This window comes from Mycobacterium farcinogenes (assembly GCF_019739075.1).
Taxonomy (GTDB): Bacteria; Actinomycetota; Actinomycetes; order Mycobacteriales; family Mycobacteriaceae; genus Mycobacterium; species Mycobacterium senegalense.
In genome coordinates this window covers 491,452-509,612 of record NZ_CP081673.1, presented here as the reverse complement: position 1 = coordinate 509,612, position 18,161 = coordinate 491,452, and the positions used below count along the sequence as shown (strand labels likewise).

Genomic DNA, 18,161 nt, shown 5'->3' with positions numbered 1-18,161 from the left:
TCAGCGCAACTTCTCGCCGTAGACCCGCTCGACGGTCAGCTTCATCAGCACCCGGCGGTCGGACACCATCACCGACCGGTACTCGTCCCAGTCGGGATGTTCGCCCGCGGCGCTGCGGTAGTAGTCGACCAGTGCCCGAACCTCGGGGCCGTGCGGATCGGTGCCCGGGCCGGTCAACGTCACCGCGCCCTCCGCGGTCGCCCAGGCCCAGCCGTCGGCACTGGTCACCTCAAGCGCCGCGCGGGGGTCGCGACGCAGGTTGGCCGTCTTGGCGCGCCCGTCGGTCATCGACACGTAGATGACTCCGGCGGCCCGGTCGTAGAACGGCGTCACCGGCGACAGCTGCGGCATACCGGAGGCCTTGATGGTGGCCAACACGCCCAACCGGGCCTCGGCCAGTAGGTCATGCGGGTCGAACGAGTTAGATGAGGTGGCGGTCACATGTGTGCGCAACCTCAGGCCGCCCGCCCGCTATTCCAGGAGCCTGCCGATGCCCGACGAACCACTCCGCGACGATCTCACCGAACTGCTGCGCCGCAGGGCGTTGACGCAGGACGCGGGCAGACCCGACGCGGTCACCCGCCGGCACGCGGCCGGGGGCCGCACCGCGCGGGAGAACATCGCCGACCTGGTCGACGAGGGGTCGTTCATCGAATACGGGCGCTTCGCCATTGCGGCGCAGCGGCAACGTCGCAGTCTGGACGACCTCATCGAACGCACGCCGGCCGACGGTCTGCTGGCCGGAACCGCGCGGATCGGCGGTGCGGCGTGTGCGGTGCTGTCCTACGACTACACCGTGCTGGCCGGCACGCAGGGCGCGGTGGGCCACCGCAAGAAGGACCGGCTTTTCGAGATCATCGAACGGTTGAAGTTGCCGACGGTGTTCTTCGCCGAAGGCGGTGGCGGACGCCCGGGTGACACCGACTATCCGACGGTGTCCTCCCTGGAGGTCCGGGCATTCGCGCTGTGGGCGGGCCTGTCCGGTGTGGTGCCGCGCATCGCCGTGGTCAAAGGCCGGTGTTTCGCGGGCAATGCGGTGATCGCCGGGGCGTCCGATCTGATCGTGGCCACCGAGGACAGCTCTATCGGCATGGGCGGTCCGGCGATGATCGCCGGCGGCGGCCTCGGCGACGTCGCGCCCGACGACGTCGGCCCCATTTCGGTGCAGGCACCCAACGGCGTCGTCGACGTCGTGGTGGCCGACGAGGCACAGGCCGTCACCGCGACCAGGAAGCTGATGGGTTACTTCACCGGGTCCACCGAACCCGGCCCGGCGCCCGACCAAAACGCGCTGCGCACAATGATTCCCGAACGTGCCCGGCGCGCGTATCCGGTAGCTCCGATCATCGAGACGCTCGCCGACACCGGCTCGGTCACCTTTCTCCGGGAGAAGTTCGCACCTGAGTTGGTGACGGCGCTGGCCCGCGTCGACGGCAGGCCGGTGGGGATCATCGCCAACAACACCATGGTGATGGCCGGTGCCATCACCGCCGCGGCGTCGGACAAGGCCGCCCGGTTCCTGCAGCTGTGCAACGCATTCGGCCTTCCGGTGGTGTCACTGGTGGACTGCCCCGGCTACATGGTCGGCCCGGCGGCCGAGGCCCAGGCCCTGGTCCGGCGCGGATCCCGCATGCTCGTGGCCGGTGCCGCGCTGACGGTGCCGCTGGTAGCGGTGATCCTGCGGCGTGGTTACGGCCTTGGGGCACAAGCCATGTGCGGCGGCAGTCTCCACGAACCGATTCTCACGGTGGCGTGGCCCGGCGCCCATCTGGGCCCGATGGGCCTGGAGGGCGCCGTCCGGTTGGGTCTGCGGAAAGAACTGGAAGCCATCGCCGACGATGACGAACGCGAGCAGGCCGTGCGGGCGGCCACCGCAGCAGCCGAGGAGAACGCCCGGGCGCTCAACTCCGCATCGCTGTTCGAGATCGACGACGTCATCGACCCGGCGGAGACCCGGGGATTGATCGCCGCCACCTTGGCCGCAGCCGCACAACACGAACGCCCCGCACCTCGCGCCCGGTTTGTCGACACCTGGTGACGCTCACAACTCCAGGTACATGATGTGTAGCCCGACCAGGCCGTGGCGGCGGGACCGGTAGGACTTCGGGACGGTGCCGATGATCCGGAAACCCAAGTCCTGCCACAGCGCCACCGCCCGGGTGTTCGTCTCTACCACCGCATTGAACTGGATTGCCCGGTAACCGTTTTCCCGGTGCCAGTCGATCACCCACTGCGCCATGGCCCGCCCGACACCGCGGGCCGACGCGCCCGGGTCCACCATGAAGCTCGCGGTCCCGACGTGATCACCACGGCCGGGCTTGTTGGGCCCCATCCGCGCGGTGCCCACGATAGCTCCGTCGACCACCGCGACGATGGTGTGGCCCGGTTGAGGGGCCAGCCAGGCGTCGCGTATCTGTAGGTCGGTCAAGCCTTCTGGATACGTGTAGCTTTCGCCGTCGGCCACGATGGCGCGGAAGAACGGTGCGATCTCGGCGATGTCCTCTGGTGTGGCGGCACGGATCTCCACGCCCTGAGAATACGGCCAGCCGTTGACTACACACTGTAGTAGACGTACGGTCCGGGTATGCGGCAGTGGAGTTTCGCTCAATGGGGACTGCTGATCATCTCGCTGTTCCATGTGGTCCAGGCAATCATCGGATTCATTGCCGAACCGAGTTTCGCTATCGGACCGGATGCGCCGACGACACCGATTCTCGGCATGGATTACAACGGCTGGCATGCAGTGGCGGGCCTGGCGCTGTTCGGCCCGGGCCTGCTGCTCTGCTGGCGCAAATCCTGGGCTGTGCTGTATCTCCTGCTGGCCGCGGCAGCCGGAGCGTTGCCGGGCATCTGGGCATTCTTCTCCAACCAGGTGGCCGTGATCTTCGCCTTTCCCAACAACACCACCGATGCGGTCGTGCACCTGGCAACCGCCGCAGTGATGCTGGCCGTGGCAGGCGTGCAGATCTACCGCGACGGCGGTCTGCACAACTCGCTTGCCGGGCTAACCCTGAAGCGGTGAGCGGATCGGTTTGCTCCGGGGACGCGCCGATAACAATTCGGTTACTACGGGCGTCACCACACATCACGATCAATTAAGAATGGCGATCCATCTCTGAGACATTTCAAGATCATCGGCCGGGATCGGGTGACATTGAGGCGCAATTCACGTCCGCCCGCTGTAACGCCACCACAGCCGTCACAGCCGTTTCACAGCACCGATGTTTTGCTCGGCCGCGTTGCGGTTACTTTCGAATTCGGGCCGGGGAATGCGATACCGAATCGCGACCCAACGAGATTCCCAGAATCTGCGAAGGAAAAATGATCATGAAATTCACTGGTATCAGCGCGCGCCGCGGAATTGCCGGCGCTTGTGCCGCCGGCCTGCTCGGCGGGATGGCCGCGACAATCATCGGCGCGCCGACGGCGGCGGCCGCACCCGACTGCAGCGCCAGCGGGGTGGCCGGCACGGTCAGCAGCACCACCGGCGCCGCCCGCGCCTATCTCGACAGCCACCCGGGCGCCAACCAGGCCGTGACCACCGCGTTCAGCCAGCCGCGTCCGCAGGCCGCGGCCACGCTGCGTGGTTACTTCACCGCCAACCCGCAGGAGTACAACGACCTGCGCGGCATCCTGGCTCCGATCGGGGACACCCAGCGCGCGTGCAACGTGACGGCGCTGTCTCCGGAACTGGCCTCGGCCTACTCGGAGTTCATGGCCGGTTAGTCCAAGTCCGGCCTCAATGACCGTGTGGGTCAGCGGCATTGAGGGTGGCAACCACCTGGTCATAGTCCCCGCGCGCTTCGCCATAGCGCAGGAACTTGACCCGGTCCACTTGGATCTCCCTGGCGTCGGGCTGGCGCTCGAGCAGGTCGACCACCTCGGCGACGAATTCGTCGAGGGGCATGGCGAAGCTGCTCTCGCGCTGGCCCGGCACCAGGTCAGTTGCCACCGAGGGCGGAATCAGCTCGACCAATTCGACGCTGGTGTCGGCCAATTGCATCCGCAACGACTCGGTGAGCATGTGGATGGCGGCCTTGGACGCGTTGTAGCTCGGCGTCGCTCGCAGCGGGGCAAAGCCCAGACCCGAGGACACCGTCATGATCGTGGCGTTGGGCTGTGCCCTCAGGTGCTCGACGAAGGCCGCAATGAGGCGAATGGGACCGAGCACATTCGTGGTGATGGTGGCCTCGGCCGAGTGTAGGAAGCCCCCCGGCGTGTGCCAGTCCTCGATCGCCATGATGCCGGCCATGGCAATCACGACGTTCAGGTCCGGATGATCATCCAGCACCGTGGCGGTCGCCGCGGCGATGCTGTCTGGATCAGCGGTGTCGATCCGGACAGTGTCCAGTTCGGGATGCTGGTTGGCGATCTGTTGCAGTAACTCGCTTCGTCGGCCCCCGACGATCACGGTGTTGCCCTTGGCCTGCAGTGCCAGTGCCAGAGCCAAGCCAATCCCGCTGGTCGAGCCTGGGATGAAGATGGTGTTGCCGGAAATCTTCACGGTGGGGTCCCTTCTGTATGTGTCATCCAGCGTGTCAGCGCCGGGCCTATAAGTCATATGCATATTTAGTATGTGCGGTATGCGAGCTGTGCATATCGAAGGGATCGACCTCAATCTGATTCCGCCCCTCATCGCGCTTCTGGAAGAGAGGCAGGTGTCCCGCGCTGCCGACCGCGTCGGCTTGAGCCAACCGGCCATGAGCCGCGCGCTACAGCGGCTGCGCCGACTGCTGGACGATCCACTGCTGATCCGTGACGCAACCGGGTATCGGATGACCGCACGCGCGGAGTCGGTCCGAACGCAGTTGCTCACCGTCCTCCCCCAACTCGAAATGCTGTTTGCACCGGCATATTTCGACCCACGAAAGGCGACCGCGCCGGTGCGCCTGGCCGCCACCGACTACGCGGTGCAAACCTTCGGTCCGGCCATCTGCCAGGAAGTGCTGAGCCAGTCGACCGCACCGGTGAGGTTCCACAGCTGGAGCCGCGAGAGTGTCGCCGAACAGATCCGCGACTCAGGCGTCGATCTCGGGCTTTTCGGCGGTTACACGACCGCGCAGCTGCACTCCGAGGAGTTGCTGGTCGAGCGGTTCATGTGTGTGGTTGCCGCCGACCATCCGCTGGCCGCGCACGGCGTCGTCACGCTGACCGACTATTGCCGAGCACGCCATGTGATGGTCGACGTACATGACGGAATCCAGCCCGATGTCGATCTGCCGCTGCAGAAGCTCGGTCGCCCACGGCAGGCGGCGGTGACCGTGCCGTACCACTCGGTGGCGGCGCGATTGCTGCCCGGCACAGACCTGATCGCCACGTTGCCCAGCCAGTTCGTAAACGCCCTCTCCGCGACCGACGGCATCCGAGTAATGGATGCGCCGGAGGAGATCGCCACGATGGAGTACAGGATGGTCTGGCACCCCGCCTTCGACAACGACGGGCGCCATCTGTGGTTACGCGACGTGGTCCGGACGGCAGTCCGTCGGACCCTGCGGCAGTCGGCCAGGCGGGGAGGTGGGGCCGCGCCGGCCAGCTGAACCTCGCGTCCTACCGTGAAGCCAGGCCGACACGCGTCAAGGAGGACGAATGGCGAACCCGTGGCAGGTGGTCCGAGGCAACCGCGGCAAGAAGGTGGCCGGGCAAACGGTGACCCGCGTCCGTAAACGCAATCCGTCGCCGCTGGAACCGGCTTGGACAGCACCGCCGGCCCGCTACGGCGTCGGCGTCCACCACAACGTGGCGGTTCGCGCCTCCGACGGCACCGTGCTGCGGGCCGACATCCACTATCCGACGGACCCCGAGACCGGGGCACCGGCACCGGGTCCGTTCCCGGTGTTGCTGTCCATGACCCCGTACGGCAAGAAGGCCCCGCCGCCGGCCGCCCAGATCGGTGGCGGGGCCACCCCGTACCTGATCCGGCGTGGATACATCGAGGTGATGGCCGACGTGCGCGGTACCGGCGTCTCGGGCGGATCGTTCGAGATGCTGGGTGCCGTGCAGGTCCAAGACGGTGTCGATCTGGTGAATTGGGCTGCGCGGCTGCCGAATTCGAACGGCCGAGTCGGGATGTTCGGGATCTCCTATCTGGCCTTGAACCAGCTTCTCACCGCCGCCGCGGTGGGTCCCGACTCGCCACTGAAGGCGATCTTCCCGGTGATGGCGGCCAACGACTTCTACCGCGACGTGGTCACGATGGGCGGCGTGCCGCACATGCGCACCGTGCGCGCCTACGGTGCGGTCTACTCGCTGCTCAATGTGGTCAACCCGGCGCTGGAGTTCGCCAAGCGCGGCGCCCATGAGCGGCCCCGGGCCGGCGGCTTGGCGGCCGTGCGCCAACGCGGGCGCGATCAACGCCAGTACTTCCGTACCATGATCGGCGACGCCACGGCCGGCGGGGATACCGCCTTCGACGGGCCGTTCTGGGACACCATGCGCGCCTCGGACATCTTGCCCGACATCGCCAAGAACAACGTCGCGGTGTTCTTGATCGGCGGCTGGCACGATGCGTTCCAGCGCGGCGCCCCGCTGAACTACGCCGCACTCCAGAACGCCTACGCGGGCCGGCCGCCGAACGCTCCGATGGAGCCCGGCCAGCCGCTCACCGACCGGGTCCAGTTACTCATGGGTCCCTGGTATCACGTCTCCGACATGGACGGACTGCACGTCCATGCGCTGCAGCTCCGCTGGTTCGACCGCTGGCTCAAGGACGAAACCGAGGCTGCGGTGACCGGGGCGCCCATCCGCTTCCAGGCCATCGGCAGCCAGTCGTGGTTCCAGGCGCAGGACTATCCGTTCCCCGCGGCCACGCCGACGCGGCTGTACCTGGCCGAGGGCGGACAGCTGGCCGTGGAACCGGCCACCGAACTGACGGAGGCCACGCTGCGCTATGCGGTGCGCGGTCCGATATCCGGGCGGAGCCTGGAGCAGTGGACGCTGGGCATGGGCAGCTTCATGGCCGCCCAGACCGGCCGACGCATCCGCTACGACCTCGACAACCGCCGGCTGCAGCGCGAGGCCCTGACGTACACCACGGCCGAGTTCACCGAGGCCCGACTCATCGCCGGTCCAGTTACCTTGACCGTGCACGCGACGGCCGACACCACCGAGACGCTGTGGGTGGCTCACCTCGACGACGTGGCACCGGACGGCGCCAGCCGCCCACTGACCCAGGGCGCGCTGCTCGGATCCCATCGGGCGCTGGATCCGGAGACGACGTGGTACACGGCGGACGGATCGGAAAGAGCAGTGCTGCGGGCTCATCACCTCAGCACCCGCGCTGCCGTCAAGCCGGTAGTGCCCGGCGAGCTGACGCGGTACGACATCGACGTCTTCCCCACCGCCGCGCTCATCGAACCCGGCCACCGTCTGCGGCTCACGCTGACCACCTACGACTTCCCGCACCTGGTGCCCACGCAACCGGCCCGGCGGGCTCTGAACGGAGGTACCTACCGCGTCCGTCAAGGCGGAGACGCGCCGTCGAGCCTGCTCATCCCGCTGGCCGACCCCGCCGCGCTCACCGCCGAGCCGTCCGGCATCAGAACCGAATCACCTTGATAACAGGGGGGTTACGCCAGGCGCGGCCCCTATAGGTGCCAGCCAGGCGTTGTTAGCGTGCCGGTGTGAGACTGAGAATGTTCGGTCGGATGTCGCGCCGCGCCGCGGCTGCGGCCCTCGCAGGGTTGATGTTGCCGGCACTGGTGATCGCCGGGCCGGCGCCGACCGCGGAGGCGTACTCGCGCGAGGGGCTGCCCGTGGAGCGCCTGCAGGTTCCCTCCGCCGCGATGGGCCGCGATCACCGTGCAGTTCCAGGGCGGCGGTCCACACGCGCTGTACCTGCTCGACGGGTTGCGCGCCCAGGATGACAACAACGGCTGGGACATCAACACCGCCGCGTTCGAATGGTTTTACAAGTCAGGCATCTCGGTGGTGATGCCGGTGGGCGGGCAGTCCAGCTTCTACACCGACTGGTACCGCCCAGCGGTCGGTAGCGCGGGCACCACCACCTACAAGTGGGAAACGTTCCTGACCCAGGAACTTCCGGCCTACCTGGCGGCCAAGTACCAGGTGTCGCCGACAGGCAACGCCGTGGTCGGGCTGTCGATGTCCGGCGGGGCGGCCCTGACCCTGGCGATCTGGCATCCGGCCCAGTTCATCTTCGCGGGTGCGCTGTCCGGCTTCCTGAATCCGTCACAAGGCCTGTGGCCCACCATGATCGGCTTCGCGATGAAAGACGCCGGTGGCTACAACCCCACCGACATGTGGGGCATCTCCAACGATCCGGCCTGGCGCCGCAACGACCCGATGGTCAACATCAACCGACTGGTGGCCAACAACACCGCGATCTGGGTGTACTGCGGCAACGGAGTTCCGTCTGAACTCGACGACCCCGGCGGCAATTTCGGCACGCTCTACAGCGCGCAGTTCCTGGAGAACATCACGATCAACTCCAACAAGGAATTCCAGCAGAAATACGTGGCCGCAGGCGGTCGCAACGCGAAGTTCGACTTCCCGCCCAACGGCACCCACAACTGGAACTACTGGGGATCGCAGTTGCAGCAGATGAAGCCCGACCTGTTGCGGGTTCTCAACCAGAACGCGGCAGCTGCGGCCGCGCCCCCGGCGCCTGTTCCGGGCCAGATCCCTCCGGCCGTGCCCGGCCAGGTCGCACCTGCGCTACCCGGCCAGGTCGCACCTGCGCTACCCGGCCAGGTCGCTCAGGTTCCCGGCGTCGCCGCAGCGCCTGCCGCACCCGCCATACCCGGCCAGGTCCCCGGTGTGGCCGGCGTACCTCGGGTGGCGGGGGTGCCCGGTGTTGCCCCCGCGCCGGCGGCCCCGGTGAGCCCCGGCCTGCAGACAGTGCCCGTGGCCCTGCCGCGGTAACACTCAGCGCACGCCGCGATAGATGCCGCGGCGGACGATCCACGGCTGCAGCACCCGCTCGATCGACCAGGCCGGGAACCGGAACGCGAACCCGTTGGGCGCGAACACTTCCAGCCCGTCGGGCTGCACACCGAGCACCGACCCCCATCGGCTGGCCGGCGGCCGGTAACTGCGCATCCGGTCGCCGGTGAAGTACGCCGTGACGTTGCCTGCCACCAGTCCGTCTGCCCGGTTGCGGGCTGAGGAGCGCAGCGGGTCGGTGGCCGCGACGTCGCCCACGGCGAACACACCGTCGAGTCCGGGCACGCGAAGCTCGGGTGTCACCCGCACGAAGCCGCGCTCGTCGAGAATCTCCGCCGGAAGCCAGGCGGTGTTGGGCCGGACCCGGCCGATGGCCCACAACACCGCATCGGCCTGGACCGAAGACTGGCCAGTGCTCCAGCTCACCGGCTCCGAGGTGATTGCCGAGCAGTCGAAACCGTCGGGCACCACGGCTCGGTGTCCGGAACGCAGCGTCACCCCGGCAGCGGCCAGCCTGCGCTCCACCCGCCGGCGGGTGCGCCAATGATGGTGTGGCAGCAGGTGTTCGCCCGGGTAGTAGAGGTTCACCGAGATATCCGGCCACCGCACGGCGATGTTGGCCGCGCTGCTGACCGCAGCTGCTCCACCTCCGATGACGGCGACCGACTGGGCCGAGCCGAACCGCTCGTGGGCGGCGCGCAGCCCGGCACCGACATCGTCTGCCGACTGCAGGACGGCTTGCCGCCAAAACCCGTTGGTCACGCCCGTGGAGATGACCAGCGCGTCATAGGGTTCCACGCGCACGTTGCCGTCGGCGTCACGCACGCTGACCGTGCGCGCGGACAGGTCGGCGCCGGTCAGCGTGCCGTGCACGGTACGGACCCGGTCGAGTTCACGGAACCGGTCGAATGCGATCCAGTAGTTGCGCGCCCAGTCCTCGGGCCGGGCCAGCCGGGTGCCGAGTTCCTGACCGCTGACCAGGCCGGGATTCACCGATATACCGACGACGTCGTACCGGCGGGCCAACCGGATCGCGGTGAGTACCCCGGTGTCACCGAGCCCGGCGATCACGACGCGCTTTCGGTCCACGATCGGTGACGCTACCGCCCGCCCGCAGGCCGCTGAATCCCTTTCCCTATCGTGGCTGGATGAGCAGCGTCGCTGATGCGGACCGGGTCGCCGACCTCGCCCGCCGGGTCGTGGCCGACCACGACCCCAAGAAAGTCCCGATCCCCGAATACCTGGCCGCCTGCTACGACGCGGGACTGTCCTGGGTGCACTTCCCGGAGGGGCTCGGCGGCCTCGGTGTGTCGCGAGGTCTGCAGGCCGTGGCCGACCGCATCCTGCAGGGCGCCGGCGGGCCGGTGCCGCTGGGTCTCAACCCGATGGGCTACGGCATGGCCGCACCAACGGTGCGCGAACACGCGCAATCCGAAGAGCTCAAGAAGTCCTGGCTGCGCCCGCTGGCGAGTACCGAACACATCTGGTGCCAGCTGTTCTCCGAGCCCGGCGCCGGATCCGACCTGGCCGGGCTGGCCACCTCCGCGGTCCGCGACGGTGACGAATGGGTGCTCAACGGCCAGAAGGTGTGGACCAGCCTGGCGCACCGCGCGCGCTGGGGGTTGCTCCTGGCCCGCTCGAATCCCGATGTGCCCAAACACAAAGGCCTCACCTACTTCGTCCTGGACATGCACGGGCCGGGCGTTCAGACCCGACCGCTGCGGCAGATGACCGGGCAGGCCGAGTTCAACGAGGTGTACATCACCGACGCTCGTATCCCTGACGAGCATCGGCTCGGGGAGGTCGGTAACGGCTGGAACGTCGCGATGACGACCCTGATGAACGAGCGCAGCGCGCTCGGCGGCAGCGGCAACCGGCGCGGCGCGGGGACCATCTCGGACGCCGTGGCGCTGTGGGCCTCGCGCCCAGACCTGCGCACTCCGGTGCTGCGGGACCGGCTGTCCCAGCTGTGGCTGCGCTCCGAGGCTCAGCGGCTGACCGCTGAACGTTCCCGCGCGGCCGCCACCGTCGGCGGACCAGGTCCGGAAGGGTCGATCGGAAAGCTCGTCGGCGCCGAACTCAACCAGCACATCTACCAGTGGTGTATGGATCTGCTTGGGCCCGAAGGGATCCTGTACCACGGCTACGGGTCCGGTGACCGCGAGGACGACGAGAGCGCCAAGGACTGGCGTGGCCCGATCCAGCAGCGCTTCCTGCGCAGCAAGGCCAACACGATCGAAGGCGGCACGTCAGAAGTTATGCGCAACATTCTGGGCGAACGGATCCTCGGCTTGCCGGGCGATCTGAGGGCGGATGCCGGTATGCCGTGGAAGGAGATACCTCGTGGCTGAGAAGCTTGCGGATCAGCCCAAGAGCACGGCTGAGAATGCCGAGTTCCGCTTCACCGACGAACAGGCTCAGCTGCGGACGGCGGTCCGCAAGTTCTGCGCCGAGAACTTCGGCGAGCAGACGGTGCGGACCCTGATGGAATCCGAACCGCGATTCGACCCGAAAGTCTGGGCGCGGTTGGGTAGTGAACTCGGGGTGCTGGGCCTGGCCGTTCCCGAGGCCGACGGCGGAGCCGGCGGCACCCTGGTCGACCAGGGTGTCGCTGTCGAGGAACTCGGCGCGGCGCTGGCCTGCGGTCCGGTGTTCGGCACGGTGCTGCTGGCCATCCCCGCACTCGTCGCCGCCTCGGCCGGCCCCGTGCGCGACGAACTGCTCGGCGCGCTGGCCGAAGGCACCCGCACCGCGGCGTTCGCGGTGCCCGACCAGGCGGGCGGGTTCGATCCCGCTGCGGTGAAAGTCCTTGTGGCCGAGGATGGGACGCTCACCGGCACGGTTGAGCGGGTAGTAGACGCCGACTCGGCGGACACGTTGTTGGTGGCAGCCACCGGTTCGGATGGCGTCGGCCTGTACGCGGTGGACGCAGCCGCACCCGGAGTGCAGCGCAGCCAGCTGGTGACGCTCGACCTCACCCGTCCGCAAGCCACGGTGGCCTTGAGCGCGGCCCCGGCGCAGCTGGTGGCAGGCAGCGGCGAAGCTGAGCGCGTCATCACCCACGCCTTCCAGGTGGCATCGGCGCTGCTGGCGGCCGAACAGGTAGGCGCCGCACAGCATCTGCTCGATCTGTCGGTCGACTATGCGAAGTCGCGGCTGCAGTTCGGCAGGCAGATCGGATCGTTCCAGGCGGTGAAGCATCGGTTGGCGGACTGCCTGGTCGATCTCGAGCACGCCCGCTCGGCGACGTATCACGCGGTGTGGGCACTGACCGACGGCACCGACGACCCTGCGCTGGCAGCCAGCATCGCGCAGGCCACCGCATCGGCGGCATTCGCCAAGATCGCTGCCGACACCATCCAGGTGCACGGCGGAATCGGTTTCACCTGGGAGCACCAGGCGCATCTGTATTTCAAGCGGGCGACCACCGACGCCGCGCTGTTGGGCAGTGCCGAAGCGCACCGCTCACGTGTGGCGGAGATGGTGCTTGACAACGCAACCTCCGACCGGCTGCCGTGGGTGGCGACCGGCACACCGTGATCGGTTGAAAACGCGCGGGAACCGTTAGCCGACCGTAAGATCCCGCTGATGGACAGCCCCGTCGAGCACCGCACGCTGGCGGTCGACGGGGTGCGGTCGCCGGTGCTCGTCGGCGGGCCGGCCGCGTCGGACAACGGCGAGGCCGTGGTGTTCGTGCACGGCAACAACGCCGGCGCGAAGTGGGACCGGTTGCTTGCGCCGGTCGCCGGTTTCACGCGGGTGATCGCCCCGGAGATGCCTGGATTCGGCGCGGCCGACAAGCCCACCCAATGGCCGTACACCGTGCCTGCCTATGCGGCGCATCTGGGAGCGATCCTCGATCAACTCGGGGTCCGGCGTGCGCATCTGGTCGCCCATGATTTCGGCGGGCCCTGGGCCCTGGCGTGGGCTGCCGACCATCTCGACTCGGCGGCCAGCATCACCCTGATCAACGCCCCGGTGGTGATCAACCACTTCGCCGCCAAACTGTGGCGCACACCCGTGCTGGCCGAGGCGCTGTCACGGATCGGCAATCCAGCGGTGCTGCGCCGCGTCCTGGCCATGCGGGATCCCGGCTTGCCGGCCGATGCGCTCGAATCGATCGCCGAGCACATGTTCGCCCGGGGAACCCCCGATGCGGTGCTGAAGCTGTATCGGTCAACCGGTCCGAATGCGCTTGCCCCGTATGTGGACCGGCTCACCGAGTTCAGCGGCGACGTCCTGGTGGTGTGGGGCGCCGAGGACCGCTACGTGCCGTTCTCACAGACCGACGAGTATCGCCGCATCTTCGGCAGCTGCCAGATTCAGCCGATACCCGGGACGGGGCACTGGCCCTGGCTGGAACAACCCGACGTGGTCGCCGGGCACCTCACCACGTTCTTACGCACCCAGCTCAGGAGCGCCCGGTGAAACTGCGCCGCATCCGCACAACCACCGGGTTGAGCCTGCAATCTCTTGATTCCGAGGGTAATTGGTCGGATGGCGCCGATCTGACGCCGCTCGGCGGCAAGGTATTCGACGATGGCTGGCTGGCCGCCGCAGCCGAGCGCCAGCTGCAGCACAGCGATCACCTGCTGCCGTTCCAACCGGTGTCCTTCCGCGACTTCATGCTCTACGAACAGCACAACATCGACGCGGCCCGCGGGCTGGTCCGCCGACTGCACCCCGGCCTGTACCGCGTGACGTCGCTGTACGAACGGGTGACCGGCCGTCCCGTGCCGCAATTCAAACCCAAGCCGCTGTTCTACCGGCAACCGATCTACTACATGTCCAACGCGCAGACCTTTGTCCCGACCGGTACGCCGGTGGCGGTCCCGGACTACTCGCAGGCACTGGATTTCGAGCTGGAGATCGGATTCGTCTTGGCGGCACCGCTGTTCAACGCGACGCCCACGGAAGCCACCGAGGCGATCGGTGCGTTCGTCGTGCTCAACGACTTCAGCGCACGCGACGTTCAGCGGCCCGAGATGCTCAGCGGCTTCGGGCCGCAGAAGTCCAAACACTTCGCCAGCTCGATGTCGGACACCGCCGTCACCGCCGACGAGATACTGCCCCGCATCGACGCCCTCACCGGTTCCGTCGCACTCAACGGGTCTGTGGTCAGCACCGTGCGCAGCGCGGGGATGCAGCACAGCCTCGGGCAGGTGCTGGCCCACGCGTCACGCAGCGAACCGCTCTATCCCGGAGAACTGTTCGGCACCGGGACCCTGCCCGGAGGCAGCGGCATGGAGACCGGGCATTGGCTGCGCCCCGGAGACACCCTCACGCTGGCCCTCGACGGCATCGGCCACATCGAGCACACCATCCTCTGACTATCTGGCGACGGCGTCGATGGCCTTGTAGATGCGCTGCTCGCTGACCGGCCGCGGCGTGCCGAGCTGCTGGGCCCACAGGCTGACCCGCAGCTCCTCAATCTGCCACGCGATGTCCCGGACGTCAGGCGCAGCGGCTCGGCCCGGTGAGAGCGCCTGGAACAGTTCGTCATAGGCGTCCTCGACGGCATGCACGCGCGCCATCCGGTCCCGGTCGGCACTCAGCGCCTGAGGCAACCGCTCCAGCCGGCGGGCGATCGCGGTGACATACCGGGCCAGATCGTTCAACCGCGCGATCCCGGCGATGGTCACAAACCCCTTGGGCAACAGGCGATCCAGTTGAGATCGGATGTCGGCGACGGCATCGGCCTGCGCGGGCGACGGTTTGTCGGGCAGCGCCACCTGTACCTCGTGCGCGGCGGCCAGCACCTTCTCGACCCGGTTCACTCCGGCTTGAGTGGTGGGGCCGAGTTCCTTGGTGGCGCGCGCTGCCAACTCGGTGAATGCCGCCTTCGTCCACAGCGGCTTCGGCACCAGCACGTCAGCGGCCGCGTCGGCACAATCGTCGAGCAGTGCGGCCAGTGTGCCGTCGGGATTGGCGTTGAGGGCCAGTCGGGTCCGCGTGCTCAGCCCCCGCTCGATCGCCTTGACCGGTGACGCTACGGTCAGCCGCAGCAGCCGGCGCAGTCCCGGCCTCATTGCCGCGGCCTGATCGGCCGGATTGGCGAACACCTTGATGTCCACGGCTTTCCCGGTGTCGACGAAGGCCGGGTAACCGCGCACGGTGTGCCCACCGCTGACGTTTTCCACGGTGCGCGGCAGCTCGTCGAGGTCCTCGGGCCAGGCCCGCAGCCCGGTACGTTCCAGGTCACCGCCCAGCGCGTCGGCCACCGCTTGCGCGACGGGTACGGCCAGCTGTTCGCGCAGCGCGTCGATGTCCTTGCCGCGGGCCACCTCTTTTCCGTCGGCGTTCTCGACGGCGAAGGTCATCCGTAGATGGTCCGGGATCTTGCTCAGGTCGAATGCGTCGATCGGCACCAGAATGCCGCTGCGCCTTCGGAGTTCGCGTTGTACCTCGTCCAGCAGTGAGCCGGCGGACGGATCGATGTCACCCAGGATGGCCCTGGCGGTATCCGGGGCCGGGACGAAATTGCGGCGCAGATCCTTCGGCAGTGATTTGATCAGCGCGGTGACCAACTCCTCCCGCAAAGCCGGAACCTGCCAGGCGAAGCCGTCGCCGCCCAGGCGGGCCAGCACGCCGACCGGGACGTGCACGGTCACGCCGTCATCGGCGGCTCCGGGCTCGAAGCGGTAGGTCAGCGGCAGTTCGAGATCGCCGGTCTGCCAGGTGTCGGGATTGTCCGCACCGTCCTCGGACTGCAGCAAGTCGTCGCGGGTGAAGGTCAGCAGGTCGGGTGTCTTGTGCCGCTGCTTCTTCCACCAAGCATCGAAATGTCGCGCGGACACGATGTCGGCCGGGATGCGCGTGTCGTACAGCGCATAGATCTCGTCATCACCGACCAGCAGGTCGCGCCGCCGTGCGCGTTCCTCGATCTCCTCGAGTTCGGCGCGCAGCCTGGCGTTGTCGCGGAAGAAGTGGTGGCGGGTCTGCCAATCGCCTTCCACGAGTGCATGGCGGATGAACAATTCGCGGCTCAGCTCCGGCTCGATCTTGGCATAGCCGACCTTGCGGCGCGGCACCAACGGCAATCCGTACAGCGTCACCCGCTCGAACGCCACCACCTCACCGCGCCTGGCCTCCCAGTGCGGCTCGCTGTAGGTGCGTTGCACCAGATGGCCGGCAACGCGCTCGATCGCCTCGGGTTCGACCCGCGCGGCGATGCGGCCGAACAGCCGGCTGGTCTCGACCAGATCGGCCACCACGATCCAGCGTGGCGGCTTGCGGGTCAGCACCGAACCCGGCGCCAGCACGAACTTCGAGTTGCGGGCGCCTTGATAGTCGCGGCCGTCGCCCTCCCGTAGACCGACGTGAGACAACAGACCCGCGGTGAGCGCGGCGTGGATGCTGGCGGGCTCGGCCGGCTCGTCGCTCTCTCGGATGCCGATATCGCGGGCGATGCTGCGCAGCTGCCCCGTCAGGTCCTGCCACTCCCTGATTCGCAGGTAGTGCAGGAACTCCTCCCGGCACATCCGGCGGAAGGCGTTGCCGGAGCGCTGGTTCCGCTGCTCGCGCAAGTAGTTCCACAGATTGAGGTAGGACACGAAATCCGAGGACTCATCCGCAAATCGGGCATGCTTCTGCCGCGCCGCCTCCTCCTTGTCGGTCGGCCGTTCGCGAGGATCGGGAATCGACAGGGCGGCCGCGAGCACCAGCACCTCCCGGACGCAGCCCTCGGTGTCGGCCTGCAGGATCATCCGGCCGACCCGCGGGTCGAGCGGAAGCCGGGCCAGGCGACGCCCGACGTCGGTCAGGGCTCCGGATGCGTCGAACGCACCGAGTTCCTGCAGCAGCTGCACACCGTCGCGGATGCTGCGGGAGTCTGGTGGGTCTAAGAAAGGGAAAGCACGGGAACCCTCCAAATCACCGAGCTGCAGGGCGGCCATCTGCAGGATGACCGCGGCCAGGTTGGTGCGCAGGATCTCCGGATCGGTGTAGCGGGGCCGCGATTCGAAGTCCTGTTCCGAGTACAGCCGGATGCACACACCGGGTGCGGTACGGCCGGACCGACCGGCGCGCTGGGCGGCCGAGGCTTGCGAGATCGGCTCGATCGGCAACCGCTGCACCTTGGTGCGACGGCTGTACCGGGAGATCCGCGCAGTGCCCGGGTCGACGACGTAGCGAATGCCGGGCACGGTCAGCGAAGTCTCGGCCACGTTGGTGGCCAACACGATTCGCCGACCGCTATGGCTGGGCTGGAACACCTTCTGCTGTTCGGCGGTGGGCAATCGGGCATACAGCGGAAGCACCTCGGTGTTCCGTAGGTCCTTCAAAGCTTCCGCAGTGTCCCGGATTTCGCGCTCACCCGACAGGAACACCAGCACGTCACCCGGCGGTTCGGACTCCAGCTCACGGACGGCGTCGACGATCGCTTCGGTGGGGTCACGAACCTCGGTACGGACGATCTCGTGGTCGGGATCGTCGGGGTCGTCGTCGTCGGAGACTGGTGCGGGGACTTCCAGTGGCCGGTAACGGATCTCGACCGGGTACGTCCGCCCCGACACCTCGACGATCGGCGCGTCGTCGAAGTGAGCCGCGAACCGCTCGGGCTCGATGGTGGCCGAGGTGACGATGACTTTGAGGTCCGGGCGTCGTGGCAGCAGCTCACGCAGGTAGCCGAGCAGGAAGTCGATGTTGAGGCTGCGCTCGTGGGCCTCATCGAGGATCAGGGTGTCGTAGCGCAGCAGCCGGCGGTCCCGCTGAATCTCGGCGAGCAGAATGCCGTCGGTCATCAGCTTGATCAGCGTGGAATCGCTGGCCTGATCGGTGAAGCGGACCGTGTATCCGACGGCGTCGCCGAGCGGGGTGCCGAGTTCGTCGGCGATGCGCTGCGCGACGGTACGCGCCGCCAACCGGCGGGGTTGGGTATGGCCGATGGTTCCGCGGATACCGCGGCCCAGCTCCAGGCAGATCTTGGGCAGCTGCGTGGTCTTGCCCGAACCGGTCGCACCGGCGACCACCACCACCTGGTTCTCGCTGATGGCCTTGGCCAGCTCGTCGCGATGCTCGCTGACCGGCAGGTCAGGGTAGGTGATGTCGGGGACGGCGGCCCGGCGGGTGAGCACGAGGGCTTCGGCAGCGGCGATTTGTTCGGCGATCGGCCCGATCTTGGCCGCATCGCCGCCGCGGAGATTCCGCAGGCGCCGGCGCAGCCGGTCCGCGTCGCGGATGGTCAAGCCGTCGAGGCGGGAGCGCAGCTCGGCGACTGACCATTCGGACACTCGGTCAAGGATAGGTGCTCGAACGGGTGT

Annotated in this window: 14 protein-coding genes and 1 pseudogene; 10 read left to right on the top strand and 5 right to left on the bottom strand. The window is 67.9% G+C overall.

All coding sequences use genetic code 11. From position 1 onward, the window contains the following. Window positions 1-441, bottom strand: coding sequence for a PPOX class F420-dependent oxidoreductase (locus K6L26_RS02185; protein WP_036390834.1), 441 nt, complete (start codon window positions 439-441; stop codon window positions 1-3). A gap of 49 nt (window positions 442-490) precedes the next feature. Here K6L26_RS02185 and K6L26_RS02180 point away from each other — a divergent pair, with 49 nt between their 5' ends. After that, a complete protein-coding gene (locus K6L26_RS02180) occupies window positions 491-2,038 on the top strand; it encodes an acyl-CoA carboxylase subunit beta (RefSeq protein WP_047037166.1) in 1,548 nt (515 codons plus the stop codon). Between the two features lie 3 nt (window positions 2,039-2,041). Here the strand turns inward: K6L26_RS02180 and K6L26_RS02175 are convergent, their stop codons facing one another. Next, window positions 2,042-2,527: a GNAT family N-acetyltransferase gene (locus K6L26_RS02175; RefSeq protein WP_047037021.1), complete on the bottom strand. Its 486-nt coding sequence runs from the start codon at window positions 2,525-2,527 to the stop codon at window positions 2,042-2,044. A gap of 57 nt (window positions 2,528-2,584) precedes the next feature. Between K6L26_RS02175 and K6L26_RS02170 the strand changes: the two genes are divergently transcribed. Both K6L26_RS02170 and K6L26_RS02165 read left to right on the top strand, forming a co-directional pair. Continuing rightward, the gene (locus tag K6L26_RS02170) at window positions 2,585-3,022 is read left to right on the top strand and encodes a DUF4383 domain-containing protein (protein ID WP_019344872.1); all 438 of its coding nucleotides are present in this window, start codon (window positions 2,585-2,587) and stop codon (window positions 3,020-3,022) included. A gap of 305 nt (window positions 3,023-3,327) precedes the next feature. Then, a complete protein-coding gene (locus tag K6L26_RS02165) occupies window positions 3,328-3,726 on the top strand; it encodes a heme-binding protein (RefSeq protein ID WP_036392589.1) in 399 nt (132 codons plus the stop codon). A gap of 13 nt (window positions 3,727-3,739) precedes the next feature. Here K6L26_RS02165 and K6L26_RS02160 read toward each other — a convergent pair whose 3' ends face one another. Then, a complete protein-coding gene (locus K6L26_RS02160) occupies window positions 3,740-4,504 on the bottom strand; it encodes an SDR family oxidoreductase (protein ID WP_047037025.1) in 765 nt (254 codons plus the stop codon). Between the two features lie 79 nt (window positions 4,505-4,583). Between K6L26_RS02160 and K6L26_RS02155 the strand changes: the two genes are divergently transcribed. From K6L26_RS02155 to K6L26_RS02145, 3 genes and pseudogenes are all read left to right on the top strand, one after another. Next, window positions 4,584-5,537, top strand: coding sequence for a LysR substrate-binding domain-containing protein (locus K6L26_RS02155; protein WP_047037028.1), 954 nt, complete (start codon window positions 4,584-4,586; stop codon window positions 5,535-5,537). A gap of 49 nt (window positions 5,538-5,586) precedes the next feature. Continuing rightward, on the top strand, window positions 5,587-7,554 hold the full coding sequence (locus K6L26_RS02150; RefSeq protein ID WP_234791767.1) for a CocE/NonD family hydrolase: 1,968 nt from the start codon (window positions 5,587-5,589) through the stop codon (window positions 7,552-7,554). Window positions 7,555-7,643: 89 nt separating this feature from the next. Next, window positions 7,644-8,586: pseudogene (locus tag K6L26_RS02145) on the top strand (esterase family protein); the annotation flags it as partial. A gap of 297 nt (window positions 8,587-8,883) precedes the next feature. Here K6L26_RS02145 and K6L26_RS02140 read toward each other — a convergent pair. Then, window positions 8,884-9,990 carry an FAD-dependent oxidoreductase gene (locus K6L26_RS02140; protein ID WP_019345772.1) on the bottom strand — a complete coding sequence of 369 codons (1,107 nt, stop codon included), beginning with the start codon at window positions 9,988-9,990 and terminating at the stop codon, window positions 8,884-8,886. A 59-nt stretch (window positions 9,991-10,049) separates the two neighbouring features. On the opposite strand from K6L26_RS02140, the gene K6L26_RS02135 reads away from it, so the two are divergent. The 4 genes from K6L26_RS02135 to K6L26_RS02120 are packed head-to-tail and all read left to right on the top strand — an operon-like array spanning window position 10,050 to window position 14,231. Further along, complete coding sequence (locus tag K6L26_RS02135; RefSeq protein WP_065063681.1) at window positions 10,050-11,252, top strand: acyl-CoA dehydrogenase family protein; 1,203 nt, start codon at window positions 10,050-10,052, stop codon at window positions 11,250-11,252. After that, complete coding sequence (locus K6L26_RS02130; RefSeq protein WP_409347526.1) at window positions 11,215-12,441, top strand: acyl-CoA dehydrogenase family protein; 1,227 nt, start codon at window positions 11,215-11,217, stop codon at window positions 12,439-12,441. The genes K6L26_RS02135 and K6L26_RS02130 overlap by 38 nt, the downstream gene beginning before the upstream one ends. Before the next feature lie 48 nt (window positions 12,442-12,489). Beyond that, window positions 12,490-13,329 carry an alpha/beta fold hydrolase gene (locus tag K6L26_RS02125; RefSeq protein ID WP_065063677.1) on the top strand — a complete coding sequence of 280 codons (840 nt, stop codon included), beginning with the start codon at window positions 12,490-12,492 and terminating at the stop codon, window positions 13,327-13,329. Next, window positions 13,326-14,231 (top strand): fumarylacetoacetate hydrolase family protein, encoded by a 906-nt coding sequence (locus K6L26_RS02120; RefSeq protein ID WP_065063675.1) that lies wholly within the window; start codon window positions 13,326-13,328, stop codon window positions 14,229-14,231. The genes K6L26_RS02125 and K6L26_RS02120 overlap by 4 nt, the downstream gene beginning before the upstream one ends. On the opposite strand, the gene hrpA is transcribed toward K6L26_RS02120, so the two are convergent. Next, window positions 14,232-18,131, bottom strand: a complete 3,900-nt coding sequence (gene hrpA, locus K6L26_RS02115; protein ID WP_065063673.1) for an ATP-dependent RNA helicase HrpA — start codon at window positions 18,129-18,131, stop codon at window positions 14,232-14,234. Window positions 18,132-18,161: the final 30 nt, after the last annotated feature.